At 74.1% G+C, this 19,928-nt stretch carries 17 protein-coding genes; 12 read left to right on the forward strand and 5 right to left on the reverse strand.

Annotated features, from left to right (window positions below; genetic code table 11):
- Both BM237_RS10125 and BM237_RS10130 read left to right on the forward strand, forming a co-directional pair.
- On the forward strand, nucleotides 1-336 hold a 336-nt coding region (locus tag BM237_RS10125), incomplete at its 5' end, for a methionine adenosyltransferase domain-containing protein (protein WP_175540960.1).
- Between the two features lie 100 nt (nucleotides 337-436).
- Nucleotides 437-2,599, forward strand: coding sequence for a primosomal protein N' (locus BM237_RS10130; protein WP_093849246.1), 2,163 nt, complete (start codon nucleotides 437-439; stop codon nucleotides 2,597-2,599).
- A gap of 92 nt (nucleotides 2,600-2,691) precedes the next feature.
- On the opposite strand, the gene BM237_RS10135 is transcribed toward BM237_RS10130, so the two are convergent.
- Complete coding sequence (locus BM237_RS10135) at nucleotides 2,692-3,336, reverse strand: hypothetical protein (RefSeq protein ID WP_093849247.1); 645 nt, start codon at nucleotides 3,334-3,336, stop codon at nucleotides 2,692-2,694.
- 327 nt (nucleotides 3,337-3,663) lie between these two features.
- On the opposite strand from BM237_RS10135, the gene fmt reads away from it, so the two are divergent.
- The 7 genes from fmt to BM237_RS10170 all read left to right on the forward strand — a co-directional run bounded on the left by fmt (nucleotide 3,664) and on the right by BM237_RS10170 (nucleotide 12,020).
- Entirely contained in the window at nucleotides 3,664-4,596 is a 933-nt protein-coding gene (gene fmt, locus BM237_RS10140) for a methionyl-tRNA formyltransferase (RefSeq protein ID WP_093849248.1), read from the forward strand.
- Between the two features lie 97 nt (nucleotides 4,597-4,693).
- Entirely contained in the window at nucleotides 4,694-6,094 is a 1,401-nt protein-coding gene (locus BM237_RS10145; protein ID WP_093849249.1) for an RsmB/NOP family class I SAM-dependent RNA methyltransferase, read from the forward strand.
- Between the two features lie 76 nt (nucleotides 6,095-6,170).
- Nucleotides 6,171-6,863 carry a ribulose-phosphate 3-epimerase gene (gene rpe / locus BM237_RS10150; RefSeq protein ID WP_093849250.1) on the forward strand — a complete coding sequence of 231 codons (693 nt, stop codon included), beginning with the start codon at nucleotides 6,171-6,173 and terminating at the stop codon, nucleotides 6,861-6,863.
- A gap of 185 nt (nucleotides 6,864-7,048) precedes the next feature.
- Nucleotides 7,049-8,044: a sugar-binding transcriptional regulator gene (locus tag BM237_RS10155; RefSeq protein WP_173915070.1), complete on the forward strand. Its 996-nt coding sequence runs from the start codon at nucleotides 7,049-7,051 to the stop codon at nucleotides 8,042-8,044.
- 116 nt (nucleotides 8,045-8,160) lie between these two features.
- Entirely contained in the window at nucleotides 8,161-9,609 is a 1,449-nt protein-coding gene (locus BM237_RS10160) for a GuaB1 family IMP dehydrogenase-related protein (RefSeq protein ID WP_093849252.1), read from the forward strand.
- Between the two features lie 73 nt (nucleotides 9,610-9,682).
- Nucleotides 9,683-10,399 (forward strand): class I SAM-dependent methyltransferase, encoded by a 717-nt coding sequence (locus tag BM237_RS10165; RefSeq protein ID WP_093849253.1) that lies wholly within the window; start codon nucleotides 9,683-9,685, stop codon nucleotides 10,397-10,399.
- Between the two features lie 124 nt (nucleotides 10,400-10,523).
- Nucleotides 10,524-12,020 (forward strand): amino acid permease, encoded by a 1,497-nt coding sequence (locus tag BM237_RS10170; RefSeq protein WP_093849254.1) that lies wholly within the window; start codon nucleotides 10,524-10,526, stop codon nucleotides 12,018-12,020.
- A 19-nt stretch (nucleotides 12,021-12,039) separates the two neighbouring features.
- Here the strand turns inward: BM237_RS10170 and BM237_RS10175 are convergent, their stop codons facing one another.
- From BM237_RS10175 to BM237_RS10185, 3 genes are all read right to left on the reverse strand, one after another.
- Complete coding sequence (locus BM237_RS10175; RefSeq protein ID WP_093849255.1) at nucleotides 12,040-12,564, reverse strand: hypothetical protein; 525 nt, start codon at nucleotides 12,562-12,564, stop codon at nucleotides 12,040-12,042.
- Nucleotides 12,565-12,638: 74 nt separating this feature from the next.
- Complete coding sequence (locus BM237_RS10180; RefSeq protein ID WP_093849256.1) at nucleotides 12,639-14,939, reverse strand: DUF6571 family protein; 2,301 nt, start codon at nucleotides 14,937-14,939, stop codon at nucleotides 12,639-12,641.
- Nucleotides 14,936-15,391, reverse strand: coding sequence for a hypothetical protein (locus BM237_RS10185; RefSeq protein WP_245793536.1), 456 nt, complete (start codon nucleotides 15,389-15,391; stop codon nucleotides 14,936-14,938). The genes BM237_RS10180 and BM237_RS10185 overlap by 4 nt, the downstream gene beginning before the upstream one ends.
- A gap of 370 nt (nucleotides 15,392-15,761) precedes the next feature.
- Here BM237_RS10185 and BM237_RS10190 point away from each other — a divergent pair, with 370 nt between their 5' ends.
- The 3 genes from BM237_RS10190 (at nucleotide 15,762) to BM237_RS10200 (ending at nucleotide 19,058) form a co-directional block, all read left to right on the forward strand.
- The gene (locus BM237_RS10190) at nucleotides 15,762-16,217 is read left to right on the forward strand and encodes an Lrp/AsnC family transcriptional regulator (protein ID WP_093849257.1); all 456 of its coding nucleotides are present in this window, start codon (nucleotides 15,762-15,764) and stop codon (nucleotides 16,215-16,217) included.
- A 200-nt stretch (nucleotides 16,218-16,417) separates the two neighbouring features.
- Nucleotides 16,418-17,242 (forward strand): carbon-nitrogen hydrolase family protein, encoded by an 825-nt coding sequence (locus BM237_RS10195; RefSeq protein WP_093849258.1) that lies wholly within the window; start codon nucleotides 16,418-16,420, stop codon nucleotides 17,240-17,242.
- A gap of 109 nt (nucleotides 17,243-17,351) precedes the next feature.
- A complete protein-coding gene (locus BM237_RS10200) occupies nucleotides 17,352-19,058 on the forward strand; it encodes a flavin monoamine oxidase family protein (protein ID WP_093849259.1) in 1,707 nt (568 codons plus the stop codon).
- Here the strand turns inward: BM237_RS10200 and BM237_RS10205 are convergent.
- A complete protein-coding gene (locus BM237_RS10205) occupies nucleotides 19,019-19,780 on the reverse strand; it encodes a DUF5995 family protein (protein WP_093849484.1) in 762 nt (253 codons plus the stop codon). The genes BM237_RS10200 and BM237_RS10205 overlap by 40 nt on opposite strands.
- Nucleotides 19,781-19,928: the final 148 nt, after the last annotated feature.

The raw sequence follows: 19,928 nt of genomic DNA on the forward strand, positions 1-19,928 counted from the left end.
GCCGCCTACGCCATGCGGTGGGTCGCCAAGAACGTGGTGGCCGCGGGGCTGGCCGCCCGCTGCGAGGTGCAGGTGGCCTACGCGATCGGCAAGGCCGAGCCGGTGGGCCTGTTCGTGGAGACCTTCGGCACGGCCACCGTGGATCCCGGGCGGATCGAGCAGGCCATCGGTGAGGTGTTCGACCTGCGCCCGGCCGCCATCATCCGGGATCTGGACCTGCTGCGCCCGATCTACGCCGCCACGGCCGCCTACGGGCACTTCGGCCGGGAGCTGGACGACTTCACCTGGGAGCGCACCGACCGCACCGACGCACTGCGTGAGGCCGCCGGGCTGTAGGCCCCCCGGCCCCCGCCGGCACCGGCCCGGCCCCCGCGACTCCCCACCGGAAGCCGCGGGGGCCGGGCCGTGTCACTGGGTTCTGGTAGGACTGAGGGCTGTGAGCAGCGAGAACGGGCGACCGGACAAGCCTCCGGCACAGGACCCGCCGGGAGGCGAGCAGCTCGCGCTGATCCGCGAGACCGTCCGCCGGGCCAAACCGCCCCGTGCCCGGCCGCGCACCTGGCGCGGCGCCGAGCCCGCCGAGCGCGACCCCGTCGCCCGTGTCCTGGTCGACAAGGGGCTGCTCCACCTCGACCGGCTCTTCGACTACGCCGTCCCCGCCGCCATGGACGCCGAGGCCCGGCCCGGGGCGCGGGTGCGGGTGCGCTTCGGCGCGGGGGAGCGGGGCGGACGCCGCGAGGGCGGCGGGCTGGTCAACGGCTTCATCGTCGAGCGCCGCGCGGACTCCGACTTCCCCGGCGTCCTCGCCCCCATCGCCCAGGTCCTCTCCCCGGAGCCCGTCCTCGGCCCCGGCCTGCTGCGGCTGTGCCGGGCCGTTGCCGACCGCTACGCCGGAGCGCTGGCCGATGTCGTCCAGCTCGCCGTGCCCCCGCGCATGGCCCGCGCGGAGAAGGCGCCCGCGGCGGGGGACCCCGCCGCGCCTCCGCCACCGCCCCCGCCGCCCGGGGCGTCCTCCTGGGCGCGCTATCCGGCCGGGCCCGGCTATCTGCGGGCGCTGGCCGCGGGGGAGTCCCCGCGCGCGGTGTGGACGGCGCTGCCCGGCCCGCACTGGCCCGGCGAACTGGCCGCCGCCCTGGCCGCCGCCCTGGCCTCCGGCCGCGGCGCGCTCGCCGTACTGCCCGACGGGCGGGCCGCGGCACGGGTGGACGCCGCCCTCACCGCCCTGATCGGCGACGGCCGGCACGTCCTGCTCACCGCCGACGCCGGGGCCGAGGCCCGCTACCGCCGCTGGCTGGCCGTCAACCGCGGGCGGGTGCGCTGCGTCGTGGGCACCCGCGCCGCGATGTTCGCGCCCGTGCACGACCTGGGGCTGGTCGCGATCTGGGACGACGGGGACTCCAGCCACCGCGACCCCCGCGAACCGATGCCGCACGCCCGCGAGGTACTGCTGCTGCGCTCCGCCCGGGAGAGCTGCGGCTTCCTGCTGGGCGCGCACGGCAGCACCGTGGAGGCCGCCCAGCTCGTCGAGACCGGCTGGGCCCGCCCACTGGCCGCCGACCGCGACGCGGTGCGGGCGAGCGCCCCCCTGGTCCGCACCGTCGGCGACGGCGACGAGGCGCGCGACCCGGCCGCGCGCGCCGCCCGGCTGCCCACCCTCGCCTGGAGCACCGTGCGCGAGGCCCTGCGACGCGGCCCGGTGCTGGTGCAGGTGCCGCGGCGCGGCTACGTACCCCGGCTGGCCTGCGACCGCTGCCGCGAACCCGCCCGCTGCGCCCACTGCGCCGGCCCCCTGGAGGCCACCGGCGGCGACGCCCCGCCCCGCTGCGGCTGGTGCGGGCGCGACACGCCCGGCTGGGCGTGCGCGGAGTGCGGCGGCACCCGTCTGCGGGGGCGGGTCTTCGGAGCCCGGCGCACCGCCGAGGAACTGGGCCGGGCCTTCCCGGCCGTACCCGTCCGCACCTCCGGCCGCGACCACGTCCTGGACACCGTGCCCGACCGGCCCGCCCTGGTGGTCAGCACCCCCGGCGCGGAGCCGGTCGCCGAGGGGCCCGGCTACGCGGCGGCCCTGCTGCTGGACGGCTGGGCGCTGCTGTCCCGCCCCGACCTGCGCGCGGGGGAGGAGGCGCTGCGCCGCTGGCTGGACGCCGCCGCACTGGTGCGCCCCCAAGGCGAGGGCGGCACGGTGGTGGTGATGGCCGAGCCTTCGCTGCGGCCCGTCCAGGCGCTGGTGCGCTGGGATCCGGCCGGACACGCCCGGCGCGAGCTGGCCGAGCGGGCCGAGCTGGGCTTCCCGCCGGTGTCCCGGATGGCGGCGGTGACCGGACCGCCCGAAGCCGTCGCCGGACTGCTGGCCGCGGCCGAACTGCCGCCCGACGCCGAGGTCCTGGGGCCGGTGCCGCTGCCGGTGCCCGACGCGGGCCGCCCCCGGCGTCCGGGCGGCCCGCCGCCGGGCGAACGGTGGGAGAGGGCCCTGGTGAGGGTACCGCCGGGCAGTGGCGCGGCACTCGCCGCCGCGCTCAAGGCCGCCCGTGCGGCCCGGCTCGCCCGTCGTGGGAGCGAGCCCGTACGCGTCCGTGTCGATCCGGAGGACATCGGCTGACCGCCCGCCGGACCGCCCCGGAGGCGGGACCGCCCGGCGCCGGGCCGAGGGGGAGGGGCCGGGCGCCGGGCGGAGAGGGAGACGGCCCGGGATCAGCCGTTGCGGGGGGAGGGGAGGGCGCCCGTGCGGGGCTCCGGCGGCTGCGCCCGCTGCCCGGGCGCCGGAGGGGCGCCCGGCCCCGCGGCCACGGCGCGTGCGACGGCCCCGGCCTCCCGGCCGCCCTCCCCGTCCCGGTCGGGCCGCCGCTCCGCCTCCGCCTCCGCCTCGTCGGCGGCCGGAGCCGCGGCCTGGGCGGCGGTCCGTGCGGCGGTCCGTGCGGCGGTCTGCGCGGTGGTCTGTGAGACGGCCGCGGGCGCCGTCACCGTCGCGGCACCGCCCGTCCGGGGCTCCGGCCGGCGTGAGCCGTAGCGGCGGTGGACGGCCTGCTTGGTCACGCCGAGCGCCGAGCCCACCGCGTCCCAGGAGAAACCCAGCGAGCGGTCGAACTCGACGGCCGCCGTCACCAGCGTCTCGACGCTGTCGCGCAGCTCCTGGGCGAGCCGCACGGTCGGCGCGGGCGCCCTGCCGTAGACGACGAAGCCCGTGGACGGCCCCGTGCGACGCGGCCGGTAGACGTTGCCGAGCTGCGCGGTGAGCGTGCGCAGTGCGTCCACCTGCCGGCGGACCCGCTCGATGTCCCGCACCAGAAGGTGCAGGCTGGCCCGTGCCCGGGCGTCGGGGGTGGCGTGGTCGGCCATGGTCAAGCCTCTCGAACCGGCGTGGGATCGGCCGGCCGCGTCTGCGGCCGTTTCGGTCAAGCTGCATTGACCAACGCCGCACCGGGTGCCGGAGTCACGCTGAGGGGGCGTGAAAAAGCCCCCATGAGCGGCGCGTTTGGGCCCGTACGCCCCGTTCGGTGCCCGGAGTGCCCGGTAGGGCCCGGCGTCGCGGCGGACCGTAGACTGGTGTGCCGTCCCGCGCCGCGTGCGTTCCCGCGCCCGGCGCGGCCCCGTGCCCGCCCCGGCGTATCCGCCCGACCGCGCCCGTTTCCGACGCACCCGTCTTCGAGAGGTAGTCCCGCACCGATGAGGCTCGTCTTCGCCGGCACCCCCGAGGTCGCCGTACCCGCCCTCGACGCCCTGATCGCATCGGAGCGGCACGAGGTCGCGGCCGTCGTCACCCGGCCCGACGCGCCGGCCGGGCGCGGGCGCCGCCTGGTGATGAGCCCGGTCGCCCAGCGGGCCGAGGAGGCCGGCATCGAGGTCCTCAAGCCCGCCCGCCCGCGCGACGAGGACTTCCTCGCCCGGCTGCGCGAGATCGCCCCGGACTGCTGCCCGGTCGTCGCCTACGGCGCGCTGCTGCCCGGGGTCGCGCTCGACGTCCCGGCCAGGGGCTGGGTCAACCTGCACTTCTCGCTGCTGCCCGCCTGGCGCGGCGCCGCGCCCGTCCAGCACGCGATCATGGCCGGGGACGAGGTCACCGGAGCCTCCACCTTCCTGATCGAGGAGGGGCTGGACTCCGGACCGGTCTACGGCGTGGTCACCGAGGAGATCCGGCCCACCGACACCAGCGGCGACCTGCTGACCCGGCTCGCCTTCGCCGGCGCCGGACTGCTGGCCGCCACCATGGACGGCATCGAGGACGGCACGCTGCGGGCCGTCCCCCAGCCCGCCGAGGGCGTCAGCCTCGCCCCCAAGATCACGGTCGAGGACGCCCGCGTGGACTGGGCCGCCCCCGCCCTGCGCGTGGACCGCGTGGTGCGCGGCTGCTCGCCCGCGCCCGGCGCCTGGACGCTCTTCCGCGGCGAGCGGCTCAAGCTGCGGCAGACCGCCCTCGCCCCCGAGCGCACCGGCCTGGCCCCCGGCGAGCCGGCCGTCGGCAAGAACACCGTGCACGTCGGCACCGGCTCGCACGCCGTCGAGCTGCTGTGGGTCCAGCCGCAGGGCCGGAGGCCGATGGCCGCCGCCGACTGGGCGCGCGGTGTGCGCATCGCCCAGGGGGAGCGGCTGGGGGACTGAGGCGTCCCGCCCGGGCGGGTGGGATTAGGCTGGAACGCCGCGCCCCCGGCGCCCACCGCGCGCCGCCCCCCCCGACACCACCCGGAGCACCTTTTCCGTGAGCAGCCGGCCACGCCGTCCCGCCAAGCCCTACCGCCGTCCCAAGAAGGACCCCGTACGCCTGATCGCCTACGAGGCGCTGCGGGCCGTGGACGAGCGCGACGCGTACGCCAACCTCGTCCTGCCCCCGCTGCTGCGCGAGGGCCGCGAGCGCGGCGACCTCGACGGGCGGGACGCGGCCCTGGCCACCGAGCTGGTCTACGGCACGCTGCGCCGGCAGGGCACCTACGACGAGATCATCGCCGCCTGTGTGGACCGCCCGCTGCGCGAGGTGGACCCGCCGGTGCTGGACGTCCTCTCGCTCGGGGCCCACCAGCTGCTGGGCACCCGCATCCCCGCCCACGCCGCGGTCAGCACCACCGTGGAACTGGCCCGGGTGGTGCTCGGCGACGGACGGGCGAGGTTCGTCAACGCCGTACTGCGCAGGATCGCCGCCGACGACCTGGACGGCTGGCTGGAGAAGGTCGCCCCGCCCTACGAGGACGACCCCGAGGAGCACCTGGGGATCGTCCACGCCCACCCCCGCTGGATCGTCTCCGCCCTGTGGGACGCGCTCGGCGGCGGGCGCGAGGACGTCGAGGCGCTGCTGGAGGCCGACAACGACCGGCCCGAGGTCACCCTGGTCGCCCGCCCCGGCCGCGCCACCGCCGGGGAGCTGCTCACCGGTGAGGCGGTGCCCGGCCGCTGGTCGCCGTACGCCGTCCGGCTCGCCGAGGGCGGCGAACCCGGCGCGATCGAGGCGGTGCGCGAGGGGCGCGCCGGGGTGCAGGACGAGGGCAGCCAGCTCGTCGCCCTCGCGCTGGCGAACGCGCCCCTGGAGGGGCCCGACGAACGCTGGCTGGACGGCTGCGCCGGACCGGGCGGCAAGGCCGCGCTGCTGGGCGCGCTGGCCGCCGGACGCGGCGCGGCCCTGCTCGCCGCCGAGAAGCAGCCGCACCGCGCCCGCCTGGTGGCCCGCGCCCTGCGCGGCAACCCGGGCCCCTACCAGGTGGTCACCGCCGACGGCACCCGCCCCGCCTGGCGGCCCGGTTCCTTCGACCGCGTCCTGGTCGACGTGCCCTGCACCGGGCTGGGCGCCCTGCGCCGGCGCCCCGAGGCGCGCTGGCGCCGCCGCCCCGAGGACCTGGCCGGCTTCGCCCCGCTCCAGCGCGGACTGCTGACCGAGGCGCTGCGCGCGGCCCGGCCCGGCGGCGTCGTCGGCTACGCCACCTGCTCGCCGCACCCGGCCGAGACCCGCGCGGTCGTCGACGACGTGCGCAGGCACGAGAGCGCCGAGCTGATCGACGCCCGCCCGCTGCTGCCCGGTGTGCCCTCCCTGGGCGAGGGCCCCGACATCCAGCTCTGGCCGCATCTGCACGGCACCGACGCGATGTACCTCGCCCTGCTGCGCCGCACCTGAGCCGCGGGCCGGCGCCGGTGCGCGCGGGGGCGCACCTGGCGGCGGGGCCGGACGGGTGACACGACATACTGGGGCCATGGTTCAGATCAACCCCAGCATCCTGTCCGCCGACTTCGCACGCCTGGCCGAGGAGGCGCGGCGCGTCGGAGGACCCGAGGGCGCCGACTGGCTCCATGTGGACGTGATGGACAACCACTTCGTCCCCAACCTCACGCTCGGTGTCCCGGTCGTCGAGTCGCTGCGCAGGGCGACCGACACCCCGCTGGACTGCCATCTGATGATCGAGGACCCCGACCGCTGGGCGCCGCAGTACGTCGAGGCGGGGGCCGGATCGGTCACCTTCCACGCCGAGGCCGCCGCCGCGCCGGTGCGGCTGGCCCGCGAGATCCGCGCCAAGGGCGCCCGGGCCTCCATGGCGCTCAAGCCCGCCACGCCGATCGAGCCGTACGAGGACCTGCTGCCCGAGCTGGACATGCTGCTGGTGATGACCGTCGAGCCCGGTTTCGGGGGCCAGGCGTTCCTCGACGTCATGCTGCCCAAGATCCGCCGTACCCGGCAGCTCATCGACAAGCACGGCCTGGAGCTGTGGCTCCAGGTGGACGGCGGGGTGTCGGCCTCCACCATCGAGCGGTGCGCCGAGGCCGGCGCGGACGTCTTCGTGGCCGGCTCGGCCGTCTACGGCGCGGACGACCCGGCAGCTGCTGTGCAGGCGCTGCGCGCCCAGGCCCGGGAGGCCGCGAACGGGGCCGCCGGCACGTGCGCCCACTGAGGGCGGCCCGGGGAGCCTGAGGGACGGCTGCGCGGGGGCGGGCATGGGTGCACCGTGCACGGAGTGGATCAGGACCGCCGCGCATCTGCGAGGATGAACGCGCAGAGTGAGGAACGGCGCGTACACGAGTACGGCGGAACGGTAGCGAGGTGAGTGCGGTGTCGACCGGGCGGTCAGCCACGAGAATGGGTCCCGCCGAGCTGATGCAGGCGGCGGCCATGGCGCGCCGCTTCTATCTGGAGGGCAAGTCCAAGATCCAGATCGCGGACGAGTTCGGGGTGAGCCGCTTCAAGGTGGCCCGGGTGCTGGAGACCGCGCTGGAACGGGACCTGGTACGCATCGAGATCCGCGTCCCGGCCGAACTGGACGCCGAGCGGTCCGACGCGCTGCGCGCCCGCTACGGGCTGCGCCACGCGGTGGTCGTCGAGTCGCCCTCGGACGCCGCCGAGGACGCCGCCGACCCGGAGAACCTCGGCGAGGTCGCCGCCGACCTGCTGGGCGAGCTGGTCACCGAGGGGGACGTCCTGGGGCTGGCCTGGGGCCGCTCCACCATCCACATGGCCACCGCGCTGCACCGGCTCCCGCCGTGCACCGTCGTCCAGCTCACCGGCGTCTACGACGCGGGCACCGCCGAGCGCGGCTCGGTGGAGGCCGTGCGCCGAGCCGCCACCGTCTCCGGCGGCGAGGCCCACCCGATCTACGCGCCGATGCTGCTGCCGGACGCGGCCACCGCCGCCGCGCTGCGCGGCCAGACGAGCATCGCCGCCGCGTTCGAGTACTTCGACAAGGTGACCGTGGCCGCGGTCTCCATCGGCTCCTGGGAGCCGGGCGTCTCCACCGTCCACGACATGCTCGGCGAACAGGAGCGCGCCCACTACGCCTCCCTCGGGGTCGCCGCCGAGATGTCCGCGCACCTCTTCGACGCCGAGGGCCGCCGTATCGGCCGCGACCTGGGCGAGCGCTGCATCACCGTCGAGGCCGACCGGCTGCGCCGCATCCCCGAGGTCATCGCGATCGCCGGCGGCCGCCGCAAGGCCGAGGCGATCGGCGCGGTGCTCCGCTCCGGGCTGGTGACCAGCCTGGTCACCGACACCGCCGCCGCCGACTACCTGCTGCACGAGACCGGCCCCGGCCCCCGGCCCGCGCTGGAGCGGGCCGACCCGGACGAGAGCGCGCCCTGAGGGCCCGGGCCGGCGGAGTTCGGCCCAAGCCCTCAGGCGTTGGTGGGAACGTACGACGACAGCCCCGCTCACCTGGCCTTTTCTCCATGGCCGGGGGCCGGGGCGGGCGTGCAACAATGAAGTACGTGCGATTTCTCAACGATCAGCGGCCCGCGTACGACCTGACGTACGACGACGTCTTCATGGTGCCCAACCGCTCCGCGGTCGGCTCCCGGCAGGGCGTGGACCTCTCCGCGCCGGACGGGACGGGCACCACCATCCCGATCGTCGTGGCCAACATGACCGCGATCGCCGGGCGCCGGATGGCCGAGACGGTCGCCCGCCGCGGCGGCCTCACCGTCATCCCCCAGGACATCCCCCTGGACGTGGTCACCGACGTCATCTCCTGGGTCAAGCAGCGCCATCTGGTCCTGGACACCCCCATCGTCCTGGACCCCTCCGCGACCGTCGCCGACGCGCTGTCCCTGCTGCCCAAGCGGGCGCACGGCGCGGGCGTCGTCGTCGACGGGGAGCGGCGGCCGGTCGGCGTCGTCACCGACTCCGACCTGACCGGCGTGGACCGCTTCACCCAGCTCGCCCAGGTCATGTCCCGCGACCCGCTGCTGCTGGACGCCGGCATCGACCCGCGCGAGGCGTTCACCCGCCTGGACGGCGCCCACCGCAAGCTCGCCCCCGCCGTCGACGCCGAGGGCCGCCTGGTCGGCATCCTCACCCGCAAGGGCGCCCTGCGCGCCACCCTCTACACCCCCGCGACCGACGAGGCCGGGCGGCTGCGGGTGGCCGCCGCCGTCGGCATCAACGGCGATGTCGCCGGCCGCGCCGAGGGACTGCTCGACGCCGGGGTGGACACCCTCGTCGTGGACACCGCCCACGGCCACCAGGAGTCCGTGCTCTCCACCCTGGAGACGATCCGCGCGCTGGACCCGCGAGTCCCCGTGGTGGCGGGCAACGTCGTCTCCGCCGAGGGCACCCGGGACCTGATCGAGGCCGGCGCCGACATAGTCAAGGTCGGCGTCGGGCCGGGTGCCATGTGCACCACACGCATGATGACCGGCGTGGGCCGGCCCCAGTTCTCCGCCGTCCTGGAGTGCGCCGCCGAGGCGCGCAGGCACGGGAAGCACGTCTGGGCCGACGGCGGTGTACGGCACCCGCGCGACGTGGCCATGGCGCTGGCCGCCGGAGCCTCCAACGTCATGATCGGCTCCTGGTTCGCCGGCACCCACGAATCCCCCGGCGACCTCCAGCAGAGCGCCGACGGGCGCCTGTACAAGGAGAGCTTCGGCATGGCCTCCGCACGCGCGGTGCGCAACCGCACCGCCGAGGAGTCTGCCTACGACAGGGCCCGCAAGGCCCTGTTCGAGGAGGGCATCTCCACCTCCCGGATGTTCCTCGACCCGTCCCGGCCGGGGGTGGAGGACCTGATCGACTCGATCATCGCCGGGGTGCGCTCCTCGTGCACCTACGCCGGGGCCGCCACCCTGGAGGAGTTCGCCGAGAAGGCCGTCGTCGGCGTCCAGAGCGCCGCCGGCTACGCCGAGGGCAAGCCGCTGCACGCCAGCTGGTGACCTGCGCGCCCGCGGCGCCCGCGGCCCGTCCGGTCCTCTTTCCGGGACGGGCCGCGGCTGCTTCGATGGGCCCATGAGCGGACCTGAGACCCGGACACCGCGCGAGGGCTACGAGGGCACCGGCCCCGGAGCGATCACCCCCGACGGCTGCGCGGTGGAGGTCTACACCCGCCTGCCGGCCGGCGACGAACCCGACGTCATCGCCTCGGCCGTCCCCGCCGGGGCGAGCCTGCTGGAACTGGGCTGCGGCACGGGCCGGGTGACCCACCCTCTGCTGGAGCGCGGTTTCGCGGTGACGGCCGTCGACGAGTCGCCGCGGATGCTGGAGCATGTGCGCGGAGCCCGCACCGTGTGCTCGCCCATCGAGACGCTGGAACTGGACGAGCGCTTCGAGGTCGTCCTGCTGTCCTCCTTCCTGGTCCACGCGGGCGACGTCCGGGTGCGTGACGCGCTGCTGCGCGCCTGCCGCCGGCACGTCGCGGACGACGGATGCGTGCTGGTCCAGCGCGAGGGCGAGGACTGGCACGAGCGGGTGCCCCGCGAGCGGAGGGCCGGCGGCGGACTGATCCGGATCGCCGCCGCCGACCCCACCGGCGACCCGAGAGTGTCCGCCATCCGCTGCGAGTACGTCTTCCCGGACGCCACATGGACCCAGACGTTCCTCTCCCGGCGGCTGGGCCGGGAGGAGTTCGAGGAGGCGCTGGCCGGTGCGGGACTGGTCGTCGACGCCTACCTCACCGAGGACCGGACCTGGGTGAGAGCCCTGCCCGCCGGGCGACGTACGGGGTGAAGTACGGGGCGGCGACGGACCGGCGCGTACGCGCCTGCCCCGGCCACCGCCGGGCGGTGTGCGAGGCTCAAAGGGATCCGCGTGTGACCGGTATGCGAAAGATCTCCCGAGGAGTCGTCCCGCGATGGACCAGGGCGCCGCTTCCCCCGTTTCCCCTCCCTCCCCAGGGCCCGGCAGGACCCTCTCGCGGCTGACGCGCCGCAAACCCGTCGAACGCCTCGTCGCCGAGAGCGGCCGCGGGGAAGGCGGCCTGCTGAGGCGCTCACTGGGGGTGTGGCAGCTCACCGCGATCAGCATCGGCGCCACCCTGGGCACCGGCATCTTCGTCGTCCTGGGCGAGGCCGTGCCCGAGGCCGGTCCGGCCGTCACCGTCTCCTTCGCCCTCGCCGGGCTGACCGCCCTGTTCTCCGCCCTGTCCTACGCCGAACTGGCCGGCGCCATCCCGGTATCCGGCTCCTCCTACACCTACACCTACGCCACCATGGGCGAACTGCTGGGCTGGGTGATCGGCTGGTGCCTGATCCTGGAGTACGGGGTGTCGGTGGCCGCCGTCGCCGTCGGCTGGGGCGAGTACCTCAACGAACTGCTCGACGGCACCGTCGGCGTCACCATCCCGGCCGCCCTCTCCGCACCCCCGGGCGACGGAGGGATCGTCAACCTGCCGGCCCTGCTGGTCGTCCTGCTCGCCATGGCCCTCCTGCTCGGCGGCGCCCGCGAGAGCGCCCGCGCCAACGCCGTCATGGTCGCGGTGAAGATCGGCGCGCTGCTGATGTTCTGCGCCGTCGCCGCCACCGGCGTACGCGCCGGGAACTACACCCCGTTCGCGCCTCTGGGGGTGGCCGGGATCAACGCCGCGGCCGCGACGCTGTTCTTCTCCTACATCGGCTTCGACGCCGCCTCCACCGCCGGTGAGGAGGCCAGGGATCCCCGGCGCGACCTGCCGCGCGCCATCGTCCTGTCGCTGGTGATCGTCACCGTGCTGTACTGCCTGGTCGCGGCCGTCGCGGTCGGGGCCCTGCCCTGGCAGGACTTCACCGGCACCGAGGCGGCCCTCGCCGGGATCATGGAGGAGGTCACCGGACGCGCCTTCTGGTCCGTCCTGCTGGCCCTCGGCGCCGTCGTCGCCATCGCCAGCGTCGTCCTGGCCGTCCTGTACGGGCAGACCCGCATCCTGTTCTCCATGTCCCGCGACGGACTGATCCCGCAGGTGTTCTCCCGGGTGCACCCGCGCACCGGCACCCCGCGCGCGGGCACCCTGATCGTGGCCGCCTTCTGCGGCACCCTGGCCGCCGTGATCCCGCTGGGCCGGCTCGCCGACGCCACCAGCATCGGCACGCTGTTCGCCTTCGCGCTGGTCAACGTCTCCGTCGTCGTCCTGCGCCGCACCCACCCGCAAACGCCCCGGGGTTTCCGCGTTCCGCTCTCACCGCTGCTGCCCGCGCTGGGCTTCGGCTTCTGCGTGTGGACGATGGCGGGCCTGGACGCGGTCACCTGGACCGTCTTCGGCCTCTGGCTGGCCGGCGGTCTGGCGCTCTACTTCTCCTACGGCATCCGCCACTCGCGCCTCAACGAGCCGGGCGAGCCGTCCGGCCCGGGCACCACCGGCCGGGCCGGACGGTAGCGCCCGGCCCGGCGGGGGCTCAGGTGCACTCGCCGGATTTCCCGACGGCCTCGGCGTAGGCGGCGATGAGCTCCTTCATCGCCGCCTCGTCGGGCTTGCCGGGTTCATCGACCCTTGCTGCGACGAAGAGATCGTCATCAGGCTTCCGCGGCTCGGGACAGGTGACCTTTCCGACGGCTCCGGTGTCGGAGTAGATGAACCTGCCGTCCTCCGTCTCCTTGTCACCGGGCTCGACGTTGGGGAAAACGGAGGCGAACCTGGCCGGCGGAGTCCCCTTCTCCCACCACTCGATGTTGAAGGTGAGCACCTGCGTGTCGTCGACGTAGACGAGGCAGCGCGTCATCCCGTCCGCCCTGTCGGAGACAGCGGTGGAGATCTCGTCTCCCGGTGGCAGGAGGGGTTCCGTGAGACCCGGGGACACGGCCGTGCCGCACATGGAGGAGGGGATCTCGTAGTTCTTCTCCTGCGCGGAACAGGCGGTCGCTCCGAGGCCGAGGAGCAGCACGAAGACGGCCGGGAGCGTGAGCTGGGACCCTGATCGCATGTGCCTCCCCGGAGGTCTCGGTCCGACGCGCGCCCCGGCGGGCGGAGAGGGAACGACGGGGCCGCGTCGAATGGTCATCCGGGGATCTCCGTGTCGAGGTCGTCCGCCATCTGGGAGACATTGACCGAGGCGCTGTCGAAGCCGTCCTCGTTGCCGCGCCTCACCCAGTCCGCCACCTGATCGGAGTACGGCCGATCGTGTGCCTTGGCAGCCTCCATGGCGGCCGTCTGGCCGTGCCACAGGCTGTTCTCCCTGGAGCGTTCCCACCTCTCGCCCACGTTCTCCCCGGCGTCCTTGAGGTTGCTCGGCTCCAGATCACCGAAGATCTGCTCCAGGACGACGCTGCTGACGGTGTTCGCGGTACCGCCCGCGACGGCCCCCGCGACGGGGGTCGCGACGAAACTCGTCCCCACGCCGATGCCGGTGCCGATGGTGCCGGAGACGATGTTCTTCACCTGCCCCATCGACTTCTTGTAGTCCTCGTCCTGCTGATGGGCGTCTCCCAGTACCGCCTCCTGGCGGCCGATGGACAGTGTGCCGCTGATCTCCCCGGATCTCCGCGCGATGTCCTCGATCGTGGTCTGGGGATTCTGCGGATACCGCCTGTCCTCCGGGAGGTCGGGGTTCAGGTGGTAGTCCATCAGGTTGGTCATGTAGGCCTTCTGGCCCATCTCGACCCTGGAGAACCCCTCCGGGTTCTGGCCCACGCTGACGAGGAAGCGTGTGACGTCGTTGTGGTCCAGCTCGGCGGCGGTGCCGGCGACGGGGAACAGCAGGTTGGTGTTCCCGTACTTGTCGTCCGCCATGGCCCGGTTGATGTCGGGCAGGTACTCCGCCGCGATCTGGCCCATGCTGTCCGACAGGTAGCCGCGCTCGGTGAGGCGTTCGGTGTCGTCCGAGACGGAGTCGAAGATCTGCTCCACCAGCCGGGCCTGCTCCGGGCTGTGCGGAGGGGTGTCCGAGCCGGGCTGCTCACCGGCCGGGTGGCCGGTCGCGGCGGCCTCCAGGGCCCAGCCCATGGCGTTCTGCCCGGCGATGCTCTCCTCGAACTCGGAGTCGTACTGCTTGGGCCAGTCGCGCTCCTCGAAGAGGTACTGGAAGTTGGTCAGACCGACCTTGCCCTCCTTGCCGTTGCCGTCGGTGTCCCGGGTGAAGTCGTGGTCCTCGTCCTTGGTGACGAAGGTGCCGTTGAAGAAGTCGGTGGCGGCCTCCGGGCTCCTGCCCAGCGCCATCATGAAGCCCGTCATCGGGTCCGAACCCTCGTCGGTGCCCGTCCGGTTGAGCATCGGTCCCATGGGGAAGTGCCAGGCCAGCTCCGCGCTGCGGCCGTTGCCGCTGCGCTCCTTCTCGACCCGGATGAGCTCGTCGCCGTAGTCCTTGAGGAACTTGTCGTCGAAGTCGCCCCAGCGCATCAGGTTGCTCATCACCTGGGCGCCCACGGCCCGGGGGTTGTCCTTGCTCGGGACGAACTCGCCGGTCAGCCCGACCATGTCCCGCTCCCACCGCTGCATGGCCGGGCTGTCGGACTGGGTGGCGGTGGCCAGGGTCAGGCCGAGGTTCTCCTGCAGGGCGCCGTACTTGTCCACCCGGGCCTGGCCGAGCTGCATGTTGGTGTGCGGGTCGTTGATGCCCGCCCAGAAGTCCAGCACGCCCTGAGGGCCCAGCCCGGTGGCGAACCGCTCGGCGAAGAGGGGGTCGTCCTTGTACCGCGCCATGGTGGAGTTGAAGTCGTCGAACTCCTGCGGGGACATGTCCTCGGGGTCCTTGGCGAGTTCGACGGCCCGGTCGGCGGCCTCCATCGCCTCGGCGGCGGCGTCGCGGTCGGCGTAGGAGGCGTCGGAGAAGCCGTAGGGCGTCTGGTCGGCCAGGGCCCTGAGCGCCCTGGCGGCGCTGGAGTCGCTCTCGGCGGCCTTGCCGAGGATGCCCTGCACCTCGTCGCGCAGGGCGGTGACGTCCTCGGGGGTGTGGTCGGGGACGTCGGTGCCGTCGGCGGCGCGGTCGGGGTGGATGTTCATGGTGACGGTGAAGCTGCCGTCGGTGTTGGCGATGACCGTCAGGTTCTTCTTCAGGCCGCGCTCGATGGCGTCGTTGAGCTGCCTGCGGTACTCCACCAGCTCGTCGTGGGTGTCCTTGAGGATGTTGTGTATGGAGGACGCCTGGGTGTGGGCGTCGGCGAACTCGCCGGTGGTCTTGGCCACGAACTCCCGGGTGACGGCGGCGTTCATGCCGGTCCAGTCGGCCTTGTCGGCCTTGCCCTTGAGCTGTGAGCGGGCGTCGTCCTTCAGGGTGCTGAGCTTTCCGACCATCTTCGACCAGTCGGAGACGGCCTTGTTCAGCTTGGAGAAGTCGGCGTGGCGGAGGGCGTCGAGCTTCACTGGAGCCGGGTCCTCTCGTCGAAGCCCTCGTCGAGCGCGGAGACGCTGTTGAACAGCGAGCTGATGTGCTGCTCGTCGTTGGCGTGGGCCTTGTTGCTGTACTCCATGTGGTTGGAGATGTGGGCGCAGGCGTCGGTGAGGGTGCGCAGCTGCTCCTGCCACCGGGTCGCGACGTGGTCCAGGGCGCCGCCGATCTCGAAGTCGCCCTTCAGGCCCGCGGCGGCGCTGTTGCTGCTCTCCCGGGCGAGGTCGCCGTCCTTGCGCAGCCGTCCGTGGAGCTCGAACGCCGCGTCCCCGACGGCGGCCAGGTCCTTCTGCGACACCTCCAGCTCGCCGGAGGACGTCGAGACGCCTCCTCCTCCGCCGCCGTCGAGCCGGTTCAGGCGCATCTGTGTGGCCTTCCGCTCGCTGGCGGCCTCCACCAGCTGTTTCCACTCATCGTCGAACGACACGTTCTCTCCCCCGCGTCCGGCTCCGTCTGTTGGGCCACACCGTATAGAAGCGCGTCTTCCGGTCGCCAGTGAGAGCCGCGCGGAAGGGGAAGGGGAAGAGGCCGCCGTGCCGCCGCCGACGGACGCGGGGATGCCCGGTTCGCAGGGATGCGGCCGGAAAGGGGCGTCCGGAAATCCGGACATGCGCCCTCCCGGGCCGCGCCGCCGCCCCGTGTGATGCCTCGGTGAGGATTCCCGGCCTTCCGCGCCGCGGCCCGGGACCGCCGGAAGAACGCCCCGCCGGTCCGGTGTGCTGTACTTCGCTGCCGGGGCGGCACGATCACCGCGGCGCCCCGAGTACCGCCCGCACGACAGAAGTGGCCCATCCGCAGTGCGACTGAACGAGCTCGACGAACGCATCGTCCGCGCCCTCGCCGAGGACGCCCGGCGCTCCTACGCCGACATCGGCGCCGAGGTGGGGCTGTCGGCCCCGGCCGTCAAACGCCGGGTGGACCGGCTGCGCGAGCAGGGCGCCATCACCGGCTTCACCGTACGGGTGGACCCGGCGGTGCTCGGCTGGGAGACCGAGGGCTTCGTCGAGATGTACTGCCGCCACAAGACCTCCCCCGAGGACATCCGCCGGGGACTGGCGCGCTACCCGGAGGTGGCCTCCGCCTCCACCGTGACCGGCGACGCGGACGCCGTCGTCCAGGTCTTCGCCTCCGACATGCGGCACTTCGAGCGGGTGCTGGAGCGGATCGCGGGGGAACCGTTCGTCGAGCGCACCCGGTCGGTGCTCGTCCTCTCCCCGCTGCTGCGGCGCTACGGTTCGGGGTCGCCGGCCTGAGACGTTCCAGGGTGTACGGCCGGGTACGCAACGAATCGACGCATCACGGCCCCAATGCGCAACGGATCGATGCCGGGTGCGCAACGAGTGCGGCTTGTGGGGCTGAGCGGGCGGACCGTACCGTCGAGGCGTCCCCAGATCCCGCAGCCGTACCCCGGCACGCCCGGTACGGCTGTCCGACGTGAACGCGAAGAGGTCCCATGACGCCGCTGCGCACCGCGCTGCTCCAGGGCCCCGGCGGTGTCCCCGGCTCCACCGCGGACAGCCTGGCCGCCCTCGACCGCGCCGCCCACGAGGCCGCCGCGCGAGGGGCCCGGCTGCTGGTCGCCTCCGAGATGTACCTGACCGGGTACGCGATCGGGGAGCGGGTGGCGGAGCTGGCCGAGCCCGCCGACGGCCCCGGCGCCGAGGCGGTCTCCCGCATCGCCGCCGAGCACGGGATCGCCGTCGCCTACGGCTACCCCGAGCGCGACGGCGACGCGGTGTACAACTCGGCCGGGCTCGTCGGCCCCGACGGCGCCCGGCTGGCCGACTACCGCAAGACCCATCTGTACGGCGGCTTCGAGACCTCCGCCTTCCGGCCGGGCGACACCCCCGTCGTCCAGGCCGACCTCGACGGCGTCCGTGTCGGGATGCTGGTCTGCTACGACGTGGAGTTCCCCGAGAACGTCCGCGCCCACGCGCTGGCCGGTACCGAGCTGCTGCTGGTGCCGACCGCGCTGATGCGGCCGTACGAGATCGTCGCCGAGACCCTCCTGCCGGCCCGCGCCTTCGAGAACCAGCTCTACATCGCCTACGCCAACCGCTGCGGCACCGAGGGCGCGGACGGGAACGGGGACGAGGGCGCGATCACCTTCGCCGGACTGAGCTGCCTGGCGGCCCCCGACGGCACGGTCCGCGCCCGTGCGGGCGCGGGGGAGGACCTGATCACCGCCGACGTCGACCCCGGGCGGCTGAGGGCGTCGCGCGCGGACAACCCCTATCTGCGCGACCGCCGCCCCGAGCTGTACGCCTCCCTCACCTGAGGCACCGGCCCCACACCCCGCGCCCCGCCCCACCCGATACCGCAGCCGGCCGCCGGCCCGGGCCGACCGCCCGGACACGGCCTGCCACGTACCACCAGGAGAACCACCCATGACCTCCACGGTGCCCGCCGCCGTCCACGACGAGCAGCACGCACAGGCGCGGACCGAACCGCCCGTCACCATGTTCGGCCCGGACTTCCCCTTCGCCTACGACGACTACCTCGCCCACCCCGCCGGCCTCGGCCAGGTGCCCGCCACCGAGCACGGCACCGAGGTCGCGGTCGTCGGCGGCGGGCTGTCGGGGATCATCACCGCGTACGAGCTGATGAAGATGGGCCTGAAGCCGGTGGTCTACGAGGCCGACCGGATCGGCGGGCGGCTGCGCACGGCCCGCTTCGAGGGCTGCGACCCCGAACTGACCGCCGAGATGGGCGCGATGCGCTTCCCGCCGTCGTCCACCGCCTTCTGGCACTACGCGGACCTGGTGGGGCTGGAGACCAGGCCGTTCCCCAACCCGCTGGCGCCCGACACCCCCTCCACCGTCGTCGACCTCAAGGGCGAGTCCCACTACGCCCGCACCCTGGACGACCTGCCGGAGATCTACCACCAGGTGATGGAGGCCTGGAACGCCTGCCTGGAGGAGGGCGCCGACTTCTCCGGCATGCAGCAGGCCATACGGACGCGCGACGTGCCGCGCATCCGCGAGATCTGGTCGCGTCTGGTGGAGAAGCTCGACAACCAGACCTTCTACGGCTTCCTGTGCGACTCCCCGGCGTTCTCCTCCTTCCGCCACCGGGAGATCTTCGGCCAGGTCGGCTTCGGCACCGGCGGCTGGGACACCGACTTCCCCAACTCCATCCTGGAGATCCTGCGGGTCGTCTACACCGGCGCCGACGACGACCACCGCGGCATCGTCGGCGGCAGCCAGCAGCTCCCGCTGCGGCTGTGGGAGCGTGAGCCGGCCAAGCCGGTGCACTGGCCGAAGGGCACATCACTGAAGTCCCTGCACGGCGGCGACCCGCGCCCGGCCGTGACCCGGCTGCACCGCACCGCGGGCAACCGCATCACCGTCACCGACGCCACCGGCGACGTGCGCACCTACCGGGCGGCGGTCTTCACCGCCCAGTCGTGGATGCTGCTGTCGAAGATCGACTGTGACGACGACCTGTTCCCCATCGACCACTGGACGGCGATCGAGCGGACCCACTACATGGAGTCCTCCAAGCTGTTCGTGCCGGTGGACCGGCCGTTCTGGCTGGACAAGGACGAGCGCACCGGCCGGGACGTGATGAGCATGACGCTCACCGACCGCATGACGCGGGGCACCTACCTGCTGGACGACGGCCCGGACCGGCCGGCCGTGATGTGCCTGTCCTACACCTGGTGCGACGACTCCCTGAAGTGGCTGCCGCTCAGCCCTCAGGAGCGGCTGGAGGTCATGCTCAAGTCCCTGCGCGAGATCTATCCGGACGTCGACATCCGCAAGCACATCACCGGCAACCCGGTCACCGTCTCCTGGGAGAACGAGCCGTACTTCATGGGGGCCTTCAAGGCCAACCTGCCGGGCCACTACCGCTACCAGCGGCGGCTGTTCACCCACTTCGCACAGGACCGGCTGCCCGAGGACAAGCGCGGCGTCTTCCTCGCCGGCGACGACATCTCCTGGACGGCCGGCTGGGCCGAGGGCGCGGTGCAGACCGCCCTCAACGCGGTGTGGGGCGTGATGCACCACCTCGGCGGCTCCACCGACCCCGCCAACCCCGGGCCGGGCGACGTCTACGACGAGATCGCCCCGGTCGAACTCCCCGAGGACTGAGCGGTCCAGGACGGCCGGGAAGCGCATCCGGACGCCTGGAGGGACCTCTCCCGCCGGGCGTCCGGGCGGCGCTCCAGCGGGGTGAGCAGGAAGCGGCCCACCAGGCCCACCCCGGTGTCCAGCCGACGGGTGAACTCCTCGGCCAGTTCCGGCAGCCGCCGCATGCTCCACAGCAGCCGCGCCGCCGACCAGGCCGAGTCCCTGGCCCGCTCCATGTTCCAGCCGGCGATCAGATGGGTGAGCGGGTCGGCGACGTCCAGCGGACCGGGGCCGGGCGCCAGATCCTCGCGGATCCGCTCCTCCAGCTCCACCAGGACGTCTCCGATCCGGTCGAACGCGCCCTGGAGCGCGGAGGGTTCGCACCCGTGCGCCCGGGCGGTGTCCACCACGGCCAGCGCCAGGTCGTACCCGATGTGCGCGTTGACCCCCGCCAGCGCGAACTGCGCGGGATGCACGCCCGTGTGGTGGCGCGCCCGGAACAGCGGGCGCCAGCAGGCGGGAACGGGCCCCCCGGCGGCTGCCAGGTCGACGGCGGCCGGGTAGCGTCCGGCGAAGACCGCCGCCAGGGCCGCCGCGGAGCGGGGGCGGGGCAGGAGGCCGTCGACGAGGCTGTGGCGCACCGACAGCGTCACGGCCAGGTAGACCCGGTTGAAGGCCGCCACCCCGTCGTGCGGCGGCAGTTCCTCCTGGAGCGCGCGCATCCGCGCGATCACTCCGTCCATCCCTTCCGCCCCGCCCGCCTGGTCCGTCCTGTCCGCGGCGGCGGGTCCGGCGGCGGACCCGGACTGCGTCATCGTCATGCGCTCAGCGTGGCAGAAAGAGGACGGGCGCAGGGGGCAGAGCGGGAAGTCCCCCGGATCGGGCGACCCC

This window comes from Streptomyces mangrovi (genome assembly GCF_900114215.1).
GTDB classification, from domain to species: domain Bacteria; phylum Actinomycetota; class Actinomycetes; order Streptomycetales; family Streptomycetaceae; genus Streptomyces; species Streptomyces barkulensis.